Below are 20,517 nucleotides of genomic sequence, written 5' to 3'. Positions count from 1 at the left end.
ACTATTCCTCCTCATTTTTTGCAACGATTTGTTTGAACCATTGTAAAACGGATAATCCTAATTCCTCACGCATCACTTCTACTTTTTCTTGACCAATGACATCCCCATAGTAGATCGCAATCGCTTCGTCTAGTAGCGGTTCAATTTCGGCAATCTCATGCGTGGCAATTAATAGAATCTGGTTATCAAAATCAATGTATTGTAGCAAGCTCTGAACGATCGCATCTCGTACCATGGGATCTAAACCAGAAAAAGGTTCATCGAGTAAAATCACTTCGGCTTCCCTTGATAATGTAGTTACGAGTTTCAAGCGGCCTCGGTTTCCTTTTGATAAAAATTTAACTTTTTTATTAGGATCCAATTTCATTTCTTTTAAAAGTATTTGAGCTTTTTCATAGTTGAAATCTTGAAATTGACTGTTATAAAAGTCAACGACATCTTTTACTTTAAAAGCGTCATAAAACATATCTAATTCTGTAAGATAAGCAACTTTCTCACTAGACTTTCTGGAAATAGCCTCATCATTTAATGAGACTACACCACTGTTAGGAAAAACTAATCCACTGATTAATTTCAGTGTGGTTGATTTACCACTTCCATTTGGACCAACAAGTCCATATATTTTGCCTTTCTCAAAGTTAAGATTGACATTACGAAGGGCAAAGTCTTTACCGTATTTTTTCGTGACATTTTGCAATTGAATGGTCATTGCTTTTCCCCCTTAAGGTGCTGGGATAGGATTTTTACCATGTCTTCCTTTGATACACCGATCTCCAACATGCTTTCCACAAAGGTATTAATAATTTCAGTTTGATAGGAGCGGCGTAATTCGATTAACAATTTTGTATCGTCGAGAACGAATGTGCCCTGTCCACGTCTAGTTTCCACAATATTCATCCTTTCCAATTCACTGTATGCTCTTTGAATAGTGTTTGGATTTACTCCCATTTGTACGGCCATTTCACGTACGGATGGAAGTTTTTCCCCTAAAGGTTGCTTTCCTTGAACGATATTGAAATTAATTCGATCGACGATTTGCATGTAGATAGGCTTAGATGATTCGAATTCTGTTGGCATTTTTCAATTACACCTCCACTTTTCGTTCGAGGAGCTTTGTTGAGATATAAAATAATAGAAACGACATGAAGCCGTAATAAATAATTGGTATTACAGGAACTTCAGCAAATTCTAACATGACCTCCCATCCACCTCCATCGTAATTAAGGGAAGGGGTGGAAACAAATTGAATACTATATTCGGTAATAATGTCTTTAACTACGTCAAGTCGGGCCATTAACGTTTCGAATGTGTTATAAATAACAATGATTAGAATGACAATTAAAGCTCTAAAAGGCTTTAATTTAGGGTATCTGTTTAAGGAGTGAAAGACAGTCCAACATAACGTTACCCAACAGCTAAAGGAAGCTCCTACTAGTAGCAGAGCAACGTTGATGAACATCATGATTTCGGTAAATGTTCCAACGGGCACTGCGGGATAAACCCCTTTCCCGTACCAGTAAAGACAGAAAATGGTGTAAGTCGTAAACAGTAGTTGAAGAATTAATTGATATATCCACAACACAACAAATTTACTAAGAACAAGCATGTAACTTGGACGAGGGCTATAAAGCCAGAGCTGATTTTTCCCTTCTGTTTTTAATAACAAAAACATAGAAATAGGGTGGAAAGCGGCTATCATAATGCCAGAAATAATTATGATAGGTAGCGTTCCAGCTGGTTCACCAAAATAACTGGAAATAGATATACCGAAAATAAAAAATAAAACCATGACTATCGTGTTTGATAGAAACGAGTTTCTTGTAATACGATAGTCCCTCATCAATAACCCAGTAAATGGACTCATAAAAGTGTCTCCTTTTTAATTTGTATTAGTGTATTAATTAGATAGTACACCGATACACGAAAATAGTCAAGGGGGTGCCTGTCACCACCCGAATTTGATCGAAATGTGTCGAGAGAGCGTGCATGCAGATAATGCTTGAGGGCAAGGGGGAGGAAAATAATAAAACGACTCAAATGAGTCGTTTTAAATAATGGAATATGGAATTATGATTTCAAGCTTTCTAGGCAGTACGTTGTAATAATTTAGTAGTGATCTCTTTTAAAGTATATTTATAGTCGCCAACAGGTAATTTATCTAATTGTTTTAATGCTTTTTCTGTATAACGTGTTGCCAACTCTTGTGCTTTTTCTACTCCTTTATATTCCCGAATCATAGAGGCGATTTGTTCTAATTCTTCATCTGTTATTGCTTCTTTCTTCTCTAATAAAGGTTGGAAAGCGGTTGGATTCTCCTTCATCGCATAGATAAGAGGTAAGTTATAGATGCCTTGTCGTATGTCTGCCATAACCGGCTTTCCGACTGTAGCAAAATCACCTTTAAAATCTAAGATGTCATCCATAATTTGAAAGGCCATTCCAATATAGTGTCCCATGTTCCACGCAATCATGGCGTGTCTACGAGATGCACCACTCTCGATAGCACCTGAGTAGCAGCTTACAGCGAATAACTGAGCGGTTTTTCCTGCTACACGAGCTAAATAATTTTTTGCACAAAGAGTTGATTTATAGCGAGAATTTAACTGATCTAATTCACCGCTCAATATTTTTTCCATGCTTCTAGAATTGAATTCCAGATGAGCTAAAGAAGTAGCATAACGTGATAATATGGTAAAACAAACACAGAATAGATAATCGCCTGAATAGATTGCAAATTGGTTGCCATGTTGAGAATGAATGGTTGCTATGCCATGTCGTGTATTCGCTTCGTCAATTACATCGTCATGTATCAAGGTAGCCATATGAAGTGTTTCTAGTGCTGCGGCAACAGCTACTGCTTTATGCTTATCTTGATCAGGACCGATCTGGGCACATAATAAGGAATAGGCTGGACGTAATAGTTTACCACCAGAATGGATTAATTCTTTTATCGTCATCTCCACTGTTTTGTCTCTTACTCTAACATGAGATTCTATTAATTTAAGGACCATTGCTAAATCTGTTTTTAATTCAGGAAAAGTATTCCACATATGATGTACACGCATTGTTCTAACCTCTTTCTATCTATATTTGATTTAATTCTTGTAAGTCACGATAGTAATGTAATTTTTCTACATGTGAAAGCAAATAATTAGCTACAATTCCGATTGCAACTCCTGATAAGATTCCAATGAACGATAATACTGGTAAATAAAGAAGGACTGTCCATGTTTGTGCGATCCAACTTGCGATACATAATTGGCCTACATTGTGTAAAACTGCTCCGGTAGTACTAACCCCAATAATACTAACCCTCGATGGACCTAGCTTCTTCACAAGCAACATTCCTATAAAACTTAACGCGGCTCCTGATGCACTGTATAAAAAAGTGGAAATGGTACCTCCAAGTAATGCCGCAAGAATAAGGCGAATGATCACCACTTTGATAGCATCTTTAGTAGAAAGCGTGTAGAGCGCCATACAGGTGATAATATTAGCAAGTCCAAGCTTTGCGCCTGGTGCAAAAGCGAAAGGGAAGGGGATTGCGCGCTCTAGTAAACTAATAACAACTGCCTGTGAGGCTAGTAAGGCGATATAAACAAGGCGCTGGTTCTTAGTCATCATATTCTACTTCCAATCTATCGTTATTATTTTGTTTAAAAATTAGGAGCTAACTATAATATCTTCTTCCGTTTCTCCACTTTTGGTTTGTATCTCTACCACTAATCTGTGTGGCAAACAAATAATCGTTTGTCCAGGCTTGGAGACAAAGCCTGTCAGGACATCCACTTGGTCAGGACAATTAGCTGCTTTTACTCTAATTTGCTCATTTTTAACTTCAATCGTATTGTAATCCCCATCATCTAAGACAATTTCGTGTATGTCTGTTCCTTCGTGCCCAGTCAAATTAATTTCTTTGATGACCTCATTATCGACTGTTATAATGGCAACCAATTCAGAACCTTCTTTTGCTAATCCAGTTTGCTGATAGCTGAAAATAGCAAAGGGCAAAAAAGAAATTAAGACAAGCAGAACAATGATAATGATGTCCCAGCGTTTAATCATATGGTAGTAAGCCTTCAATATCTTTTCTCTCCTTTGCTTTTTTAAAAGCTTATCAGTTTTGTAGGGGAGAGAGGCAGTTGCCACTCTCCTAAATAGATTAACTTGCTTTTTGTTTCTTGTTTTGTTTTACTACATCTTTATTATCTCGGTAAATAGATCTTTCTTTTCCGTACCACCAGTCTCCAACTTTACGTTGTAGGAATGGTACAACCCAGTAATCTAATCCAAATGAACGTCCAGAACCATTCATTAAAGCGATAGAGGCTGGCAATGCCCATACTTTATCCCATCCAAGCATTGCGGATAGGGTAAACATTACTAAGAATCCGGCACTCGCAGCACTTGCTAACCAAGTAAATAAACCGCCTAAAATTGCTAAACCAATTCCTAATTCAACAAACACCATGAATTTTTGCATAAATACAGCCATATCAGCATTTGGAAGAACGATTTCCATAAACCATTGGAAGATACCAGGCATTCTGCTTAGGATCGGATCCGCCCATTCCGTAGCCCCTTCTGTAGCAGATTCACTTGCACCACTTGTTGTAGTTTGTAGCCATTCAAATGGCATTCTTACTGTTGAACCAACTAACCATGAATCTTCTCCGAGCCCTTTAAATAACAATTTTACATTTGACCAACTAGATGTTGCTTTCTGCCAAGTAGTCTCACCCCAAATTTTCGCCCCGGCTTCCACTAGCCAGAAACCACCTACAAAGATACGGAGAGGTAAGCTCCATAATACATTGCCAAATCTTGTTGTGAAGTTACGGAATATATTACGTTTATCCTTGGTATGGAAAAATTCATGCATAACGTATTGGAACATATAATAGCCACTGCGAATACCAAAGAAATAATAAAGGTTAACCATATGCTTCATGAAGTTTGCAAACCAACCACTTAAACGAATACCGCTTAAGTTAGCAACACCATATCTTGCGCCAATCGAAACCATGACACCATGATACTTACCATTGTATGCTTGTTTTTCTCCACCGCTTATTTCTGCAATAATGCTCTTTGCAGCAGTCATACCAGTCTGTTCAGCTGCTTCTACAATTTGTGGAGTAGGTTTTCCTGGTTCTTCCTCGTAATAAGCCAAGTCTCCAATCACATAAACATCTTTCAAATCCTCTGATTCCATGTATTCATTAACTTTAAGACGACCAGCGCGTCCTGCTGACATACCATAGTCTTTCGTATCAGAGTTTGCTTTCACACCAGCAGTCCAAATTAGTGTATGGGTTGGAATCTCTTCACCGGTTTTCAAAATAACGCGATCTTTTTTTACTTCCACAATAGGGGAGTTTTTCAAGATCTTGATTCCCTTTTTAACCATATATGATTCTGCTTTGTCAGCATCTTTTCGATCTAACATGTTTAAAATAGTTGGTGCAGCTTCTACTACATATAACGTGATATCTTCTTCATCTAATTTATTGTCTTTTGCTAATCGGTTTTTCCATTCATATAACTCGCCAACCATTTCAATTCCTGTAAAACCGGAACCACAAACAGTGAAGGTTAGCATAGCTCGACGTGTTGCCTCATCAGCAATTTGTGCAGCTTGGTGAACTGTTTTTTCTATATGTTCACGTAATAAAACAGCATCTTCCCAAGACCAAAGTGTAAAGGCGTGTTCACCAACACCAGGTGTACCAAAATCATTAGGTTCTCCACCCATACCAAGAATTAAATAATCATAGTTATAAGTGCCCTGTTTAGTAGTCACGACTTTTGTGTCATGATCAACATGTGTCACACTATCTGTTACGAGATTTACTTTCGTCCTATTAAACAATCTTCGTAAATCAAATTGGATGGCATCTGGCTCGACACGGTGTGCAGCAACCTCGTGTAACTCTGTCATCATTGTGTGATATGAATGACGATCTATTAATGTAATAGAAACAGATGGGTCATTTTTATACTTTTTTGCAAGCTTCTTAGCTGCATGAACACCAGCATATCCTGCCCCTATAATGACAATGTTTGTATCTGCCATTTTCTTTCACTCCTTTTTTGTTTCAAAAGTTTAAATATGTGAATTACTGAACAATGTTATTGTAACTTGTGTAGGAAAAACTGTCTATGCTTTTTAAAGATTGTATATAAAAAACTAGAAAAAGTGTTCACGAAATAGTAACAAATATTACTATACTAAAAAGTTCGAAAACTAGTCACAATTGTTGATATATCAAGCGAAATCAATAGTGTCAATGCTTCATAGATCAGTAGGTATAAAAAGTATATAAATTGTACCTGAAAGCAGATAGACAGAAGAAATTGTCGGTGCTATACTGAGTTCATAAATGTGAAAGTATTCACAATAGAATGTTTAAAAAGTAAGGAAAATAAAAACAACAATGTGAATGAAAGGAACTGATTGAATATGAAAAAGGTAGTTGTTCCTATCCTATTAATCATGCTAATTAGTGTAATGGTTGGATGTGGTTCTTCTGTAGAAGGAAAAACAGAAACAGATAAGCTCACAACAAATCCCTATAAAGAAACAGCTTTTTTAATGGGAACAGTTGTGACGGTGAAAATTTATGATGAAGATAAACAAGCGGTACTTAAGCCCGTTTTTGAAAGAATTAATTCACTTGCAGAACAAATTGCTACAGAAGAAACAGATTCAGAGATTGATAAAGTCAATCAAAAAGCCGGTCTCCAATCCGTTAAAGTGACCGAGGATGTCTATCAGCTAATAAAAGCAGGGCTTGCACATAGTACGAGCGCAAGTGGTTCCTTTGATATAACGATCGGGCCATTAACATCCCTTTGGCACATTGGCTTTGATGATGCAAGAAAACCCGAACAGTCTGAAATTGATGAGGTTCTCCCGTTGATTGATTATGCCAAAGTCGAGCTAGATGAAAAGGAACAAACGGTATTTTTACAAGAAAAAGGCATGAAATTAGATCTAGGTGCGATTGCAAAAGGGTTTATTGCAGATCAAGTAGTAGAAGTCTTAAAAGAACATAACGTTACGACAGCAATAGTTGATCTTGGAGGGAACATATATGTGCTTGGTAATAATCCTTCAGGAGAGCCTTGGACAGTTGGAATTCAGGATCCCTTCTCAGCACGAGGAGAAGTAATTGGTAAATTACCAGAGACAAATAAATCAATTGTCACTTCAGGTATTTATGAAAGGTACTTGGAGGTTGATGGTGTAAAGTATCACCATTTATTAAATCCAGTAGATGGATATCCATTCCAAAACAAAATTGCAGGTGTTTCTATCATTAGTGATAAATCGATAGATGGTGATGCACTATCTACCACTGTTTTTTCTAAAGGATTAGAAGATGGAATGAAATATTTGGAAAAAATGGAGGGTGTAGAAGCAATCTTTGTAAGCACAGATAAAAAGGTGTATGTAACTTCTGGTTTAGAGGAATTTACACTGACAAATAAAGCATTTCAAATGGGGGAGCAATAGGGGGATATAACCATGTCTATCAAAAACTTTTTTAAATTAGTAGAAATTCAAACAAAAATCGCTAGCGTGTTTCCATTTTTGATCGGGTGTTTATTTGTTTTCTACAGATATGACGTATTTAAACCAATTAACACATTCATCTTCTTTGGTTCTATGCTACTGTTCGATTTAACAACAACAGCGATTAACAATTATATGGATTACCGCAAAGCAAAAAGTGACAACTATAAGAGAGAACGAAATATTATAGGGCAACAACGAATATCAGAAAGACATGTCATCCTAACTATATTATGTTTACTTGTAATAGCAACAGTTCTTGGGGTTTGGTTAGTGTTTCGGACAGATTTGCTCGTATTATTAATAGGGATGGTTTGTTTCGCAATTGGCATTTTTTATACATTTGGTCCAATCCCCCTTTCGAGGATGCCATTAGGAGAAGTATTTTCCGGTGTAACGATGGGATTTGGAATTATTTTCCTAATTGTTTATGTGAATGCGTTTGACCAAGGAATTGCACAGCTAGTTTGGGCGGGTAGAATGATTAGTTTCGAAGCGGATATTCTATTAATTCTTGAAATCATATTAATCTCATTGCCGTGTGTATTTACGATTGCAAATCTAATGTTAGCAAATAATATTTGTGATTTAGAAGATGACATTGCTAATCATCGCTATACATTGCCTTTTTATTTAGGTAAGAGGTTAGCAGTTATCTTATTCGATAGCTTATATGTAGCGACATTTATCGCTATTATAGCAGCGGTTGCCTTAAACCTTTTACCAGTGGTGATGCTTTTATCCTTGCTAATCGCTATACCTGTTTATAAACAGGTTCGACGGTTTAACCAGGTTCAAATTAAATCAGAAACATTTGTTGTCGCTGTTAAAAATCTAGTATTAGTAAATGGATCAATCGTGGCGGTAATGGCTATTTCATTCTTTGTGTAGAAAGGAGCGAGTTAAGGTGACAGCAAGGGTAGTAGAAGTTAGCAACCTAGTTTTTGGGTATGACAAACGAGATAAAGAACAGACCTTAACTGATATAAACTTTTCAGTGAACAAAGGGGAATGGGTTGCCGTAATTGGACACAACGGTTCAGGGAAATCGACCTTAGCTAAACTCTTGGTTGGATTACTGGAAATGGACGATGGATCGATATCGATTGCAGGAATTAACTTAAATGACAATACCAAATGGGAAGTTCGCCGACATATTGGTCTTGTCTTTCAAAATCCAGAAAATCAGTTCGTCGGGACTACTGTTCAAGATGATGTAGCATTTGGATTGGAAAATATAAATATGCCTTATGAAGAAATGAACAATAGGGTGGAAGAGGCTTTGAAAATGGTTGACTTAAGTGAACTACGTTTCCATGATCCTTCTCGATTATCAGGTGGACAAAAACAACGAGTCGCCTTAGCAGGCATTTTAGCACTTAGACCTTCCGTACTTGTATTAGATGAAGCGTTAGTCATGTTAGATCCTGGTAGTAGACGAGAATTACTCCTTACATTGAAGCAGCTGAATAAATCATCAGATATGACAATTATTTCTATTACGCATGATATGGATGAGGCAGCGGAAGCAGATCGTATTCTCTTGTTAGAGGCGGGAAGGCTTGTAGATAGCGGTAAACCTAGTGATGTTTTTAGTAAGCATCAACAATTAGAGCCTCCCTTTTCCGAAGCGTTAAGGCGTATGTTAAAACGGCAAAAAAATACTGTTCCCGATACGTATATGACGGAAGAAGAGTTGGTGAACTGGTTATGCAAATCACATTTAAAGATGTAACGGCAGATTATCAAATAGGTCCTCTTCGAACACCGAGAGTATTAGATTCCGTAGATTTTAATTTAGAGCCAGGAACTTTTACAGCTGTTATTGGTCATACTGGATCTGGAAAATCTAGTCTACTAAAAGCAATGAACGGTTTACTAATACCTGTTAAAGGAGAAGTTCATATAGGGGGGACCGTTATCAACCGTTCCAAAAATAAAAAGAGTCTAAAAACTATCCGTAAAAAAGTGGGAATGGTCTTTCAGTTTCCGGAATCCCAATTGTTTGCAGAAACGGTTGAACAAGACATTTGTTTTGGTCCACTTAATTTTGGAGTACCTCTTGAGGAAGCTAAACGAATTGCTAGACAAGTTATTCAACAAGTCGGATTGGGCCCGGACATATTAACTAAATCACCATTTGCTTTGTCAGGCGGTCAAAAAAGAAGGGTAGCAATTGCAGGCATATTAGCAATGCAACCAGAGGTTTTAGTGCTAGATGAACCTGGGGCTGGTTTAGATCCAAGAGGGAAGAAAGAGATTTTATCTCTTATCTCTAAATGGCATAATAACGAAAAACTTACTACGGTGATGGTGACACATGATATGGAGGATGTTGCTCATTATGCAGACAATGTGGTAGTGATGGAGAAGGGGCAAGCAGTCTTGCATAAAGGGGTACGAGAATTGTTTGCAGATATCCATGCACTTAAAAGTTTGCGAGTGGATATTCCGCAAGCGAGAAAACTGCAATTGAAAATTGAACAGGAAACAGGTGTGAAATTACCTCAAGTTTGTTTAACGATAGATGAATTGGCAAACTGTTTAATGAAGGCGGGATTAGTATGAACAAACTTATATTAGGTCGTTTTTTTCCAGGTGAATCGATCCTACACCAAATGGATCCGCGAGCGAAATTACTTGCAGGGGTATATTTTATTTTGGTATTATTTGTAGCGAACAATTGGCAGAGCTATGGATTATTATGGATTTTCACACTTGTAGTCATGTATTTATCAGGTGTGAAGTTTAGCGTTTATATAAGAGGGGTTCGTCCGCTCATCTGGCTAATTTTATTTACAGTAACCTTACAGATATTGTTTACTTCTGGCGGGAAAATATATCTGGATGTAGGTCCCATTACTGTTTCTAACTTTGGTATAATAAGTGGGATATACATTTTTTGTCGATTTGTCATGATAATATTTATATCAACAGTGGTAACCCTAACAACTAAACCGATTGATTTAACGGATGGAATTAATGCACTATTAAAACCATTGAAACGATTGAAGATTCCAGTTGATGAGATTTCCTTAATGTTGTCAATCTCCCTAAGATTTATTCCTAATTTGTTAGATGAAACGCAAAAAGTAATGGATGCCCAACGTGCGAGGGGAACAGAATTTGGAGAAGGAAACCTATTACGTCAAATGAAAACACTTGTCCCTATATTCTTACCTTTATTTGCTAGTTCTTTAAATCGTGCAGAAGATATGGCTAATGGCATGGAAACAAGGGGATATCAATCAGGAGAAAAACGTTCTACTTTCCGTCAACTTGCATGGAAAAGAAAAGATACATTATGTATAGGTACTATGATAATATTAACATTTGGACTGATCGTGCTTAGAACAGGTGGGTTTATTCACTAATCAAGAAATAGGAAACATCGCGTAGGATTAAGGAGGAATACATGTGCTGGCATGGTTTTTCGGCATAGTATCTATGGCTATTGCTGTTACGGCGATTGTGGTAGCAGGGGCTGCAGAGGCTCGGTCAAGAAAGCTCGAAGAAAGAATAAAACAATTAGAGAAGCAATAACGACGAAGACACGATAACCATGATATATCGTGTCTTTTGTTTTTTATGTTCTTAAGTACTAAAGGTTAGAGTATCTTCTTTTTCTTATTCTGATTATTTGATAGAATAAGTGCGAATCACAAAACTATTGCTTTTATTAAAAATGGCCCTTTTCTCATACTTTACTGCATTCAGAATGACGTAGATGAGAGAAACTCTGCATAACTTATTAAAACCTTTTGATGTGTGCTTGAATCTCGTTCCGCAAGAATACTCCGCTTTCCGTGGGCACGGCCTCAGCTTCCTCGGAGAAAGAACACTCCTCCGGGATCTTCGGCTCGTGCTGTTCCTACAGGAGTCTGCGTATTCTGCCTACACTTATGATAGGCTTTCTGAATTCTAAGTGTTGTTATATATTTTCTAAAAGCTTAATTAAGTAGAGATCTACACTAAGCTGCGGAAAAATGCGAGATGTTCGAAAATATAGACCGATTTTCTTCGTGCGATGTATGGCTTCCGCAGCGTTCCTTGTCCTGTTGGAAAGGAACGGTCTGAAGACCCCACAGAGAGCGAGGGAAACTACTTGAGTAATCTTTTTCGTTCCCTTGCGCCGAGGAGCCCGCTCAAAAGCGTTACTAGAAGACGCAGGCGCACGCACTTTTGCGAGCGAGAAGGCTGAAGCGTTCCCCACGGAATGCGAGCGTTTTTTCACAGCGTTGGGTTAGCAGTCATCTTTTATAATGAAAGTAGGTCTTAAAACTTTAATGCGGAGACATAAAGGTTGTGACGAAATTTACATAGTTTATGAAAAGGGCCTAAATAAGAAGCTACATATGGAGGTAGTTATGAAACAGATACATAAGCTACTATTAGTATTTTTAGCTGTGGCAGTTGTTTTTGGAATTGCGGGTTGTGGAACCAATTCTGAAACGGATCAAACAGAAGAAAAGAATTCAAGTGAATCCCAAGCAAAAACGGATCAAACAGAAGAAAAAAAGTCAGATGAATCTCCAGTTGAAGCGGATCAAACGGATGAAAAGAAATCCAGTGAGTCCGAAGAAAAAACAGAATACCCTACTGTAGACGAAAATCCAGTTGCAACGATAACAATGCAAGGTGGAGAACAAATTATCATTGAATTGCTGCCAAACATTGCACCAAATTCAGTTGCTAACTTTATTTCTTTAGCCGAATCTGGTTTTTATGACGGTGTGATCTTCCACCGAGTAATTCCAAAGTTTATGATCCAAGGTGGTGACCCACAAGGAACGGGTGCAGGCGGACCGGGGTATACTATTCCAGGAGAATTTACTAATAACGGTTTTGATAACGAATTGAAGCATGAACGAGGGATTGTTTCAATGGCTCGAACGCCAGAACCCGATTCTGCTGGCTCCCAGTTCTTTATCATGGTCGCAGCAGCCCCCAGCCTAGATGGAGAATATGCTGCTTTTGGTAAAGTGACAGAAGGAATGGATATCGTAGATAAGATTGTTAACAGTAAGCGTAATATGGACAATAATAAACCACTTGAGGATCAGGTAATGAAGACGGTAGAGGTAGATACAAAGGGGATCGATTACCCTGAACCAGAAAAAAGTAAATAATTTGTAAGCCATAAGATGTGTAATCTTATGGCTTTTTTATTTTTCATAGACACCAAAAGTCTACGTCTGAACGATTATAAAGGTGAAAGGGAGGTGAGGTAATCATGGCAGTCGCTCAAAAGGTAGATAGTAGTTTGCAGTTAACCTTTGAAGATGGAATGGATGCGGAGGGAAAGGCTATTTATAAGAAAAAGTCTTTCAGTAACATCAAAACTGATGCTACAGCAGATCAGCTGTTTGCAATCACACTAGCATTAATTCCATTGCAGCAATTAACGCTTCATTCAGTAAAACGGAATGATACAGAGTTAATCACAGGGGAGTAAGTAGAAAATAGAAACTAGTGAGAGGAGGTGTATCTCTTTGAAAACTTTAGAATTGAAATTTGTAAATGAGTTAGAAAAAGTCGTGACTATTTCGTTGGATAATCCAGTTGAGCCTACTGATCCAGTAGCTATTAACCATGCGATGGATGTTATTATTGCGCAGAATGCCTTCTATTCATCCGGAGGTGATCTTGTGGGTAAGAAGAGTGCTCGTATTGTAGAACGTAATGTGGCTGATTTAGAAATTTAATAATAAATGGAGGGAGGAATTAATTCCTTCCTCTTTTTTTAGACTGGAAGAAGGGAGGGGCAGAGGATATGGAGGAAACTTGGGTATCATTAATTACGGACGTTGGATTTCCGGCGGCTGTAACATTTTACTTGTTACATCGAGTGGAAGGAAAACTGAATACATTGATCGAATCCATCCTTTCCTTACCAGAAAAGCTAAAGTGAAGGAGAGTTTTACTTTTAAAAAAGATGTTTTAATGTATTTTTATTTGGGAATAACGTATCGTGTTAGGTAGGTAATTACGAAAGATTGTTAAGCAAAACTATGAATGTATAACTATTTGAAAAAGTCTGTTAGATGTTCTTACAAATGTTTAGAAGCATTTTAATGGATGTGTTACATTTAGTTCATAGCAATTGTAAGGACGAAACTTACAGGTGCTGAAAGACCATTACTTACCGAGCATATAACTTATGCTTTCGTTTGTTTCCCTCTATTTTGTTTAAGGTGTCTTATCGGTTATTCTTTGTAGTAACCAAGCCAAAGTATCTATTAGATATTTTGGCCTTTTTTTTTGCAAAAAAAAGAAGAGAATTACGATGAGTAACTATCGTAATTTTTTTCCCATAATGACAAAGGGCTCAGAGGTTTTACTTGGATAAAAAGGTTCTTTGACGACAACCCAATTTGTTTTCAGATATAAATTTCGAGCTGGTATGTTCTTCATTTGTGTAGTAAGGATTGCTGTTTGATTGGTAACTTGACTAAATAGGTGATCTAACAGCTGTTTACCAATCCCCCTCTTTCTATAGGTGGGGTGAACAGCCAGTTCAACTAATTCAAAACAATTATCAAACCATTGTAAGGTCTCGTGTTTGCTTATGTTTTTGACCAAGAGCTCTCTATAATACTGCCCTGGTAAAGATATATAGCCATAAACAAAACCAATTATTTCATCGTGACTAGTTTTAGCGATAAAACCATTGAAACCATTGTAAGTAGTATGCTTTTGAATCCGATCTGCTATGGATAAGTCGTTTATGTTCCATACGTTTTGATAAAACTGTGTGAGGCTAATTAAGTTAACATTTTCTACATCCATTCGAATTATTTCGAACATAAAGTCCATCCTAACTAACTAATTTTTCTAGTGCGTTTTTATTATAATAAATGTATGTTCATGTAAAGTAGTAAAGCCATAAAAAATAAAAGAGTCTCCAAGTTTAATAGATAGGGATTAGTTAAGTTTTAACGCGTAACAATATTATAGCTCCTAACAAATTCCTATACTAACTGAAATATTCTCACTATTTGGAAATTTATTCTCTACTATTTTAACACAACCTAATCTTTGGGAACGCATGGTTCTAATAAAAAATGGGAGGGAAACGAATGAAAGTGGAAAGGATGCTTGGAATCCATATTTAAAAGTCTAAAAAGTTAAGGGCGGTTTGTTGCAGAATTGGGTGGACGGGAAATGTTGAACTTATTACGAATGAGATACAAAAGCAAATGGAAGCGTTAGGACACCACTTTGATGTAGATAAATACCCTGGGTTTTTTCCTAATATAGCTGAATATACTTCTAACATGGAGGCTGTTGGGTTCAGGGTAGTATTTGCAAGCCACATTTCAATTATCCATATAAATAGTTCGAACAGAGAGTAGCAATTTGTTTGCTAGTCTCTTTTTTATAGTTTAGGAATTTATAAAATCTGCTAAATGTGGATAACCTGCAAGATTAGCCTCATCCAGCTCCGAGCGCCAGCGACTAGCGAGACTTCCCTCGCCTTCGTACGATAAGTTAACATCGGTTCACTTCGTTCACCGTGTTGCCTTTATCTCCTACGGCTCAGTCCAGTCCGTACGTCGCTTACCGGCGCTCTGCGCTTTTGTTCTTTTAAATATCCCGGTGTCGATTGTATTGTTGGAGATCTATACTGTTTAAACAAAGTTTAAATTTGTTTGTTATTTGAAGGACGTTTTGTTATTATGTTTTTAAATAGGAAAAGTGGAGGTGTTGAGTATGGATTTTGGTACTGTGACAGTTGAAGAATTAAAAAGTGGTTTTATTTTCAAGGAAAAGGATAGTACATACAGCTGTTTAATTTGTAATGAATCCTATCAACAAGGGATTATATATCCTGGAGAGAATGGCGTTTTATATGATGCACAATACGCAATTAGACAGCACATACAAAGTAAGCATGATTCAATGTTTCACTATTTAGTGGGAATGGATAAGAAATATACAGGGTTGTCTGATATTCAAAAACAAATTCTATTACATTTCAAAGATGGTTTAACGGATAAGGAGATTGCTAAGCAAGTAGATGCAGGCAGTACATCAACTATTCGGACACATCGGTTTAAACTAAAGGAGAAAGAAAAACAGGCAAAGGTATTACTAGCAATAATGGATTTATTAGCGAATGATACTGTAGAAGATGAATTAGTAAAGGTGCATAAGGGGGCTAAAATGGTGGATGAACGATATGCAATTACGGAGCAAGAGAAATTAAAAGTATTGACGAATTATTTTAAAAAAGGGTTAGATGTTCCGTTAGATGCATTTCCTAGCAAGGCGAAAAGAAAAATTGTCGTTCTTCAAAATATTATTACTAAATTTAACCGCGAGAGAAAATATAGTGAAGCGGAGGTAAATCAGATACTAAAAGAAGTATTCGGTGATTTTGTGACGCTTAGGCGTTCCTTAATTGAATATGGATTTATGGATAGAAGTAATGATGGTAGTGAATATTGGGTGAAAGGGTAAAAGAATAGTAAGTTCGAATCGATAAAAATCATACAATCCAAAATATTTTCTAAAAAACAAAAAATAATACCATAAATGAGTCGTTAATCGTTTTATAATAAAGAAAACGGTTTCAATAGGGAGGGAAAGAAATGGCTCGAGATATAAAATCAATAGTAGATAGTTTAACGTTAGAAGAAAAAGCAAGTTTATGCTCTGGATTAGATTTCTGGCATTTAAAAGGTATCGAGAGGCTTGAAATTCCATCTGTCATGGTAACAGATGGACCACACGGATTACGTAAACAAGCGGAAGGAGCAGATCACTTAGGTATTTATAACAGTGTGCCTGCAACATGTTTTCCATCTGCTGTTGGTTTGGCTAGTACTTGGGATAAAGAGTTGATTAAAAAAGTTGGAGAAGCGCTCGGAGAAGAGGCTCAAGCAGAAGATGTTGCGGTATTACTTGGACCTGGCGCTAACATAAAACGATCACCACTTTGCGGGCGAAACTTTGAATATTTTTCAGAGGATCCTTATCTATCCTCTGAAATGGCAACCAATCATATTAATGGTGTCCAAAGCAAAGGAGTTGGAACGTCCTTAAAACATTTCGCCGCAAATAATCAAGAACACCGGAGAATGTCTGTCGATGCGGTTATTGATGAACGGACATTAAGAGAGATTTATTTGGCAAGCTTTGAACAAGCAGTTAAAAAAGCACAACCATGGACTGTAATGTGCTCATACAACAAAGTCAATGGAGAATATGCTTCAGAGAATAGTAGACTTTTAACTGAAATTCTTCGAGATGAGTGGGGGTTTGAAGGGTTTGTTGTTTCTGACTGGGGTGCAGTCAATGAACGTGTAGACGGGTTAAAGGCTGGTTTAGAGTTAGAAATGCCTGCGAATAATGGCATTGGTGATAAGAAAATTGTTGAGGCCATTAGGAATGGTGGACTTGAGGAAGAAACGTTAAATATTGCAGTTGAACGGTTGTTGACAATTATATATCGAGCAGTGGATAACAAGAAAGAACATGCATTTTATGATAAGAAAGAACACCACAAATTAGCCCGTGAGGTAGCGAGTGAAAGTATGGTTCTGCTTAGGAACGACGAATCCATTTTGCCATTAAAGAAGGAAGACTCTGTAGCCATCATTGGTGCCTTTGCGAAACAACCTAGAATTCAAGGTGGAGGAAGCTCACACATTAATCCGACTGAAGTTGATGATGTTGTCGCGCAAATTCAGTTAGTAGCTGGAAATGGTACCGAGGTCAAATATGCGCCGGGTTACTACCTAGATAAAGATGATATAGATGAACAGTTGATTGAGGAAGCAAAAATGGCTGCACAAGATGCTGCGGTAGCTGTTTTATTTGTAGGATTACCAGACCGTTATGAGTCAGAGGGATATGATCGGGAACATCTTCATATGCCAGAAAACCATCAATTACTATTGGAAGCTATTGCCGAAGTTCAGCCTAATTTAGTAGTAGTGCTTAGTAATGGCGCACCTATAGAAATGCCTTGGTTAAGCAAAACCAAAGGATTAGTAGAAGCATATTTAGGAGGCCAAGCGTTTGGTGGAGCAATAGCAGATGTGTTGTATGGGGTTAAAAATCCCAGTGGGAGACTAGCGGAGACGTTTCCAGTTAAACTAAGTGACAATCCTTCTTATTTAAACTTCCCAGGTGAAGGTGATGTAGTGGAATACAAAGAGGGGATTTTCGTGGGCTACAGGTATTATGATACAAAACAAATAGAGCCATTGTTCCCATTCGGATTCGGGTTAAGCTATACGAGTTTTGAATATAGCAACCTGGCAATAAGTGATAAAAAAGTGAAAGATACAGCAGAAGTTAGAGTGGAAGTGAATGTTAAAAATACAGGTACGATTGCTGGTAAAGAAGTCGTTCAATTATACGTGAAGGATCCGGAAAGTACGGTGATACGGCCTGAAAAGGAATTAAAAGGATTTGAAAAGGTATATTTGCAGCCAGGTGAAGAGCAGACCGTTGTCTTTACCTTAGATAAGAGAGCTTTTGCATACTACAATGTTCAGTTAAAAGATTGGCATGTTGAATCTGGAGACTTTGAAATTGGTATTGGTAAGTCAGCAAAAGATTTGGTATTGAAGGATAGTTTGTATGTCGAGTCAACAAATACGCTACCTTTATTCGTGCACAGAAATACACTTGTGGGGGATATTATGAGGGATCCAATCCTGAGTAAGATTGCTAATTCATTAATGGAACAATTTAATCCTTTTGCAAATATGCAGGGAAGCGAAGGCGAGGGAGATGCACCTGAAATGATGAAAGCAATGATGAATAATATGCCTCTTCGTGCCATAGTTAATTTTAGCGGCGGACAATTCTCTGAAGAAATGTTAGAGGGATTAATTGCCCAATTTAACGATGCCGTACACCAGTCTATTAAGCAAATATAATCAAGAAAAAGCCTAAATCACATGTGATTTAGGCTTTTTCTAGCTATAAAGTATATTATAATTCAAGGGTATTCCCATAACTATTGCTGTTTTGTCACAAAATTATAGACGATGCAGTAAAAAAATAATTGGATGATTGCTATAACTCGCTTAGGCAGAATATTCCGCTTTCCGTGGGCGTGGAGGTTTATAAGAGGTAGAGGAAGATAAATTGTTAGTTTATGGTACTATAAGAGTATTAGGTGCTAGTTATTCATGGAAGAAAGCAAGAGGTTTGAATTAATTGTCTATTGATATGATTTGATGGGGGAGAAGCTGGAGTGGTAGAACATGGATTAAAAATCAAAAAAATATGGTCTGATGCACATTTTTTTGAATTACGGATTGTATTTACTAGTAACAATATTACGTTAACACAGGATATTTACACAGATAACGATGCACTTATGGAACTTCGTAGAGGGATAATGAACTTTAGTAACGAACTTGGAAACAGTGATTATAGATGGATATCGGGGAACGAATCTGCCACACACTATCTTTCATTAAGATTTTTCCTGAAAAACAGGAGAGGTATAGTTGGTATAGAAGTTGATGTGGACAATAACTTAGACCCACCTGATCGGATAGTGTCCAAGTTCTATCTGACAACGGAACCGAATCAACTAGATGTTTTGACGAGTAGATTACAAAGTTTGATTAATGGCGATACAGGTGAAATGGAAGCGTTAATTTTACCAAAATAAACATCGACAAAAAACAAAACGTACTAAGATGACGATTTTGTTTTTTGTCGTATCCATTTACAAAGCAGTTAGGATGGCAAGCTTACTCTATACTTCTTTGGAGTCAAACCTGTAACATCTTTAAAAACTTTTGTGAAATAGCTCTGATCTGAAAATTGAAGGAGGGAACATATATCCGTTAACGAGTAACTAGTGAGTAGTAGTAAGCTCTTGGCCTCTTCTATTCTTTCTTTTTGGATATATGAACTTAAAGAAATCCCAACTTCTTTTTTAAATAGTGTGGAGAGGTAAGAAGAATTCATTTCTGTAATAGCTGCTAGCTGTGATAGTGTAATCTCATTATACAGGTGTTTAAAAATAAAGCTCATACACGTATTTATAACTCTAGAATACTGCTTTTTTCTACTAGTTTTAACGCGGTCAGCAAAGTCTATCAATACATCGAACATATAGTTCCGAACTTTATGCTTATCGTTTAATTCCTCTATATTTTGTATGAAAATATCACTCATTGTATAGGCTAATTCTGGATTGAGACCGCCTTCCATAGCGGAACGGGTAGCCAGAGTGATCAAACTTATGGCGAGGTTCTTTTGATCCCTTAATGGGCTCGTTTTAGATAACGTACCTATCCGGCCGTTAGGAGGAATGAATAGTTTCTCTAGCAATGTTTCTTTATTCCCCTCTTTGATACAATGCAAAATGTCTATTTCATATAACCAATCATGATGAAAGTCTTCTTCTTGTCGATTTTTTGAGAGCTCCAGATCTGATTCTCCTGCCTGAATAGTGGACCCGTTGTGTTGTTGAACAATATCTATCGTTTCAACTGCTTGCTGAAAAAGCATAAAATAAATAACCTTTGCAATATTAATTAATTCAATCTGGTTAATTACGGGTAATCTATTATAGTAATCTTCTATTTTAAGATCCATTGGTTTCACAGCTGTCTCATTTGTGTGTTTTATAGCTTGATTGTTTTCTAAACTTGAGTAAATCGATGGACCAATACATAAAGTACTTTTCGGGAGACCCTCTACTAAAACATCGATACAGATTATATTTTCAAGTGTTGTAGGGGATACGATGTGAATTGGAGATGTCTGTGGTAATGCTTCTGTAAGCTTGGCTATGTATTCTTCTGTAGTAGCGTATATTGGATTTAAAGTAAAACCAGGAAAGATTTGTTGTAGATCTGCCTGTATAGAGTTTATAAGTATGACTGGAAGATGAAATGTATTGGATACTAGGTGTATTACATTGTTTAAGGTTTGTTTCGAAATTTTTTGCATGGTCT

The 20,517-nt window shown here is 37.1% G+C and carries 23 protein-coding genes; 14 read left to right on the top strand and 9 right to left on the bottom strand.

Annotated elements, in window-relative coordinates; genetic code table 11:
• Window position 1 precedes the first annotated feature (1 nt).
• The 7 genes from H7K77_RS15460 to H7K77_RS15430 form a co-directional block, all read right to left on the bottom strand.
• Complete coding sequence (locus H7K77_RS15460) at window positions 2-709, bottom strand: ATP-binding cassette domain-containing protein (protein WP_186578959.1); 708 nt, start codon at window positions 707-709, stop codon at window positions 2-4.
• Window positions 706-1,077 carry a GntR family transcriptional regulator gene (locus H7K77_RS15455; RefSeq protein ID WP_186578957.1) on the bottom strand — a complete coding sequence of 124 codons (372 nt, stop codon included), beginning with the start codon at window positions 1,075-1,077 and terminating at the stop codon, window positions 706-708. Before H7K77_RS15455 ends, H7K77_RS15460 begins: the two co-directional genes overlap by 4 nt.
• Before the next feature lie 7 nt (window positions 1,078-1,084).
• The gene (locus H7K77_RS15450; protein WP_186578955.1) at window positions 1,085-1,864 is read right to left on the bottom strand and encodes a hypothetical protein; all 780 of its coding nucleotides are present in this window, start codon (window positions 1,862-1,864) and stop codon (window positions 1,085-1,087) included.
• A gap of 220 nt (window positions 1,865-2,084) precedes the next feature.
• Window positions 2,085-3,065 carry a polyprenyl synthetase family protein gene (locus tag H7K77_RS15445; protein ID WP_186578953.1) on the bottom strand — a complete coding sequence of 327 codons (981 nt, stop codon included), beginning with the start codon at window positions 3,063-3,065 and terminating at the stop codon, window positions 2,085-2,087.
• A gap of 19 nt (window positions 3,066-3,084) precedes the next feature.
• A complete protein-coding gene (locus H7K77_RS15440; RefSeq protein WP_186578978.1) occupies window positions 3,085-3,621 on the bottom strand; it encodes a Gx transporter family protein in 537 nt (178 codons plus the stop codon).
• A 42-nt stretch (window positions 3,622-3,663) separates the two neighbouring features.
• Window positions 3,664-4,083, bottom strand: coding sequence for a NusG domain II-containing protein (locus tag H7K77_RS15435; protein WP_186578951.1), 420 nt, complete (start codon window positions 4,081-4,083; stop codon window positions 3,664-3,666).
• Window positions 4,084-4,162: 79 nt separating this feature from the next.
• Complete coding sequence (locus H7K77_RS15430) at window positions 4,163-6,076, bottom strand: FAD-dependent oxidoreductase (RefSeq protein ID WP_186578949.1); 1,914 nt, start codon at window positions 6,074-6,076, stop codon at window positions 4,163-4,165.
• A gap of 387 nt (window positions 6,077-6,463) precedes the next feature.
• On the opposite strand from H7K77_RS15430, the gene H7K77_RS15425 reads away from it, so the two are divergent.
• From H7K77_RS15425 to H7K77_RS15385, 10 genes are all read left to right on the top strand, one after another.
• Window positions 6,464-7,519: an FAD:protein FMN transferase gene (locus tag H7K77_RS15425; protein WP_186578947.1), complete on the top strand. Its 1,056-nt coding sequence runs from the start codon at window positions 6,464-6,466 to the stop codon at window positions 7,517-7,519.
• 12 nt (window positions 7,520-7,531) lie between these two features.
• Complete coding sequence (gene menA, locus H7K77_RS15420; protein WP_186578945.1) at window positions 7,532-8,470, top strand: 1,4-dihydroxy-2-naphthoate polyprenyltransferase; 939 nt, start codon at window positions 7,532-7,534, stop codon at window positions 8,468-8,470.
• Window positions 8,471-8,486: 16 nt separating this feature from the next.
• Entirely contained in the window at window positions 8,487-9,314 is an 828-nt protein-coding gene (locus H7K77_RS15415; RefSeq protein ID WP_186578943.1) for an energy-coupling factor transporter ATPase, read from the top strand.
• Window positions 9,290-10,147 (top strand): energy-coupling factor transporter ATPase, encoded by an 858-nt coding sequence (locus tag H7K77_RS15410; RefSeq protein ID WP_186578941.1) that lies wholly within the window; start codon window positions 9,290-9,292, stop codon window positions 10,145-10,147. Before H7K77_RS15415 ends, H7K77_RS15410 begins: the two co-directional genes overlap by 25 nt.
• Window positions 10,144-10,953 (top strand): energy-coupling factor transporter transmembrane component T family protein, encoded by an 810-nt coding sequence (locus H7K77_RS15405; protein WP_186578940.1) that lies wholly within the window; start codon window positions 10,144-10,146, stop codon window positions 10,951-10,953. Before H7K77_RS15410 ends, H7K77_RS15405 begins: the two co-directional genes overlap by 4 nt.
• 43 nt (window positions 10,954-10,996) lie before the next feature.
• Window positions 10,997-11,122: a hypothetical protein gene (locus H7K77_RS21560; RefSeq protein WP_268911924.1), complete on the top strand. Its 126-nt coding sequence runs from the start codon at window positions 10,997-10,999 to the stop codon at window positions 11,120-11,122.
• An 824-nt stretch (window positions 11,123-11,946) separates the two neighbouring features.
• Window positions 11,947-12,708: a peptidylprolyl isomerase gene (locus H7K77_RS15400; RefSeq protein ID WP_186578938.1), complete on the top strand. Its 762-nt coding sequence runs from the start codon at window positions 11,947-11,949 to the stop codon at window positions 12,706-12,708.
• A gap of 104 nt (window positions 12,709-12,812) precedes the next feature.
• Window positions 12,813-13,034 carry a DUF1659 domain-containing protein gene (locus H7K77_RS15395; protein ID WP_186578936.1) on the top strand — a complete coding sequence of 74 codons (222 nt, stop codon included), beginning with the start codon at window positions 12,813-12,815 and terminating at the stop codon, window positions 13,032-13,034.
• A gap of 37 nt (window positions 13,035-13,071) precedes the next feature.
• Window positions 13,072-13,284: a DUF2922 domain-containing protein gene (locus tag H7K77_RS15390; RefSeq protein ID WP_186578934.1), complete on the top strand. Its 213-nt coding sequence runs from the start codon at window positions 13,072-13,074 to the stop codon at window positions 13,282-13,284.
• Window positions 13,285-13,352: 68 nt separating this feature from the next.
• Window positions 13,353-13,490: a YvrJ family protein gene (locus H7K77_RS15385; protein WP_186578932.1), complete on the top strand. Its 138-nt coding sequence runs from the start codon at window positions 13,353-13,355 to the stop codon at window positions 13,488-13,490.
• Between the two features lie 383 nt (window positions 13,491-13,873).
• Here the strand turns inward: H7K77_RS15385 and H7K77_RS15380 are convergent, their stop codons facing one another.
• Window positions 13,874-14,386: a GNAT family N-acetyltransferase gene (locus H7K77_RS15380; protein WP_186578930.1), complete on the bottom strand. Its 513-nt coding sequence runs from the start codon at window positions 14,384-14,386 to the stop codon at window positions 13,874-13,876.
• A gap of 392 nt (window positions 14,387-14,778) precedes the next feature.
• Here H7K77_RS15380 and H7K77_RS21065 point away from each other — a divergent pair, with 392 nt between their 5' ends.
• The 4 genes from H7K77_RS21065 to H7K77_RS15365 all read left to right on the top strand — a co-directional run bounded on the left by H7K77_RS21065 (window position 14,779) and on the right by H7K77_RS15365 (window position 19,220).
• Window positions 14,779-14,934, top strand: coding sequence for a hypothetical protein (locus H7K77_RS21065; protein ID WP_222599395.1), 156 nt, complete (start codon window positions 14,779-14,781; stop codon window positions 14,932-14,934).
• Window positions 14,935-15,292: 358 nt separating this feature from the next.
• Window positions 15,293-16,042, top strand: coding sequence for a DUF2087 domain-containing protein (locus H7K77_RS15375; RefSeq protein ID WP_186578928.1), 750 nt, complete (start codon window positions 15,293-15,295; stop codon window positions 16,040-16,042).
• A 131-nt stretch (window positions 16,043-16,173) separates the two neighbouring features.
• Window positions 16,174-18,474: a glycoside hydrolase family 3 C-terminal domain-containing protein gene (locus H7K77_RS15370; RefSeq protein WP_186578926.1), complete on the top strand. Its 2,301-nt coding sequence runs from the start codon at window positions 16,174-16,176 to the stop codon at window positions 18,472-18,474.
• A gap of 320 nt (window positions 18,475-18,794) precedes the next feature.
• Complete coding sequence (locus H7K77_RS15365; RefSeq protein ID WP_186578924.1) at window positions 18,795-19,220, top strand: hypothetical protein; 426 nt, start codon at window positions 18,795-18,797, stop codon at window positions 19,218-19,220.
• Between the two features lie 68 nt (window positions 19,221-19,288).
• Here H7K77_RS15365 and H7K77_RS15360 read toward each other — a convergent pair whose 3' ends face one another.
• Window positions 19,289-20,512, bottom strand: a complete 1,224-nt coding sequence (locus H7K77_RS15360) for a helix-turn-helix domain-containing protein (RefSeq protein WP_186578922.1) — start codon at window positions 20,510-20,512, stop codon at window positions 19,289-19,291.
• Between the last annotated feature and the right edge of the window lie 5 nt (window positions 20,513-20,517).

It is taken from the genome of Aquibacillus kalidii, assembly GCF_014280935.1.
Lineage (GTDB): Bacteria > Bacillota > Bacilli > Bacillales > Amphibacillaceae > Aquibacillus_D > Aquibacillus_D kalidii.
The sequence above is the reverse complement of the archived record's forward strand: the minus strand, read 5'-3'. Positions and strand labels throughout refer to the sequence as shown.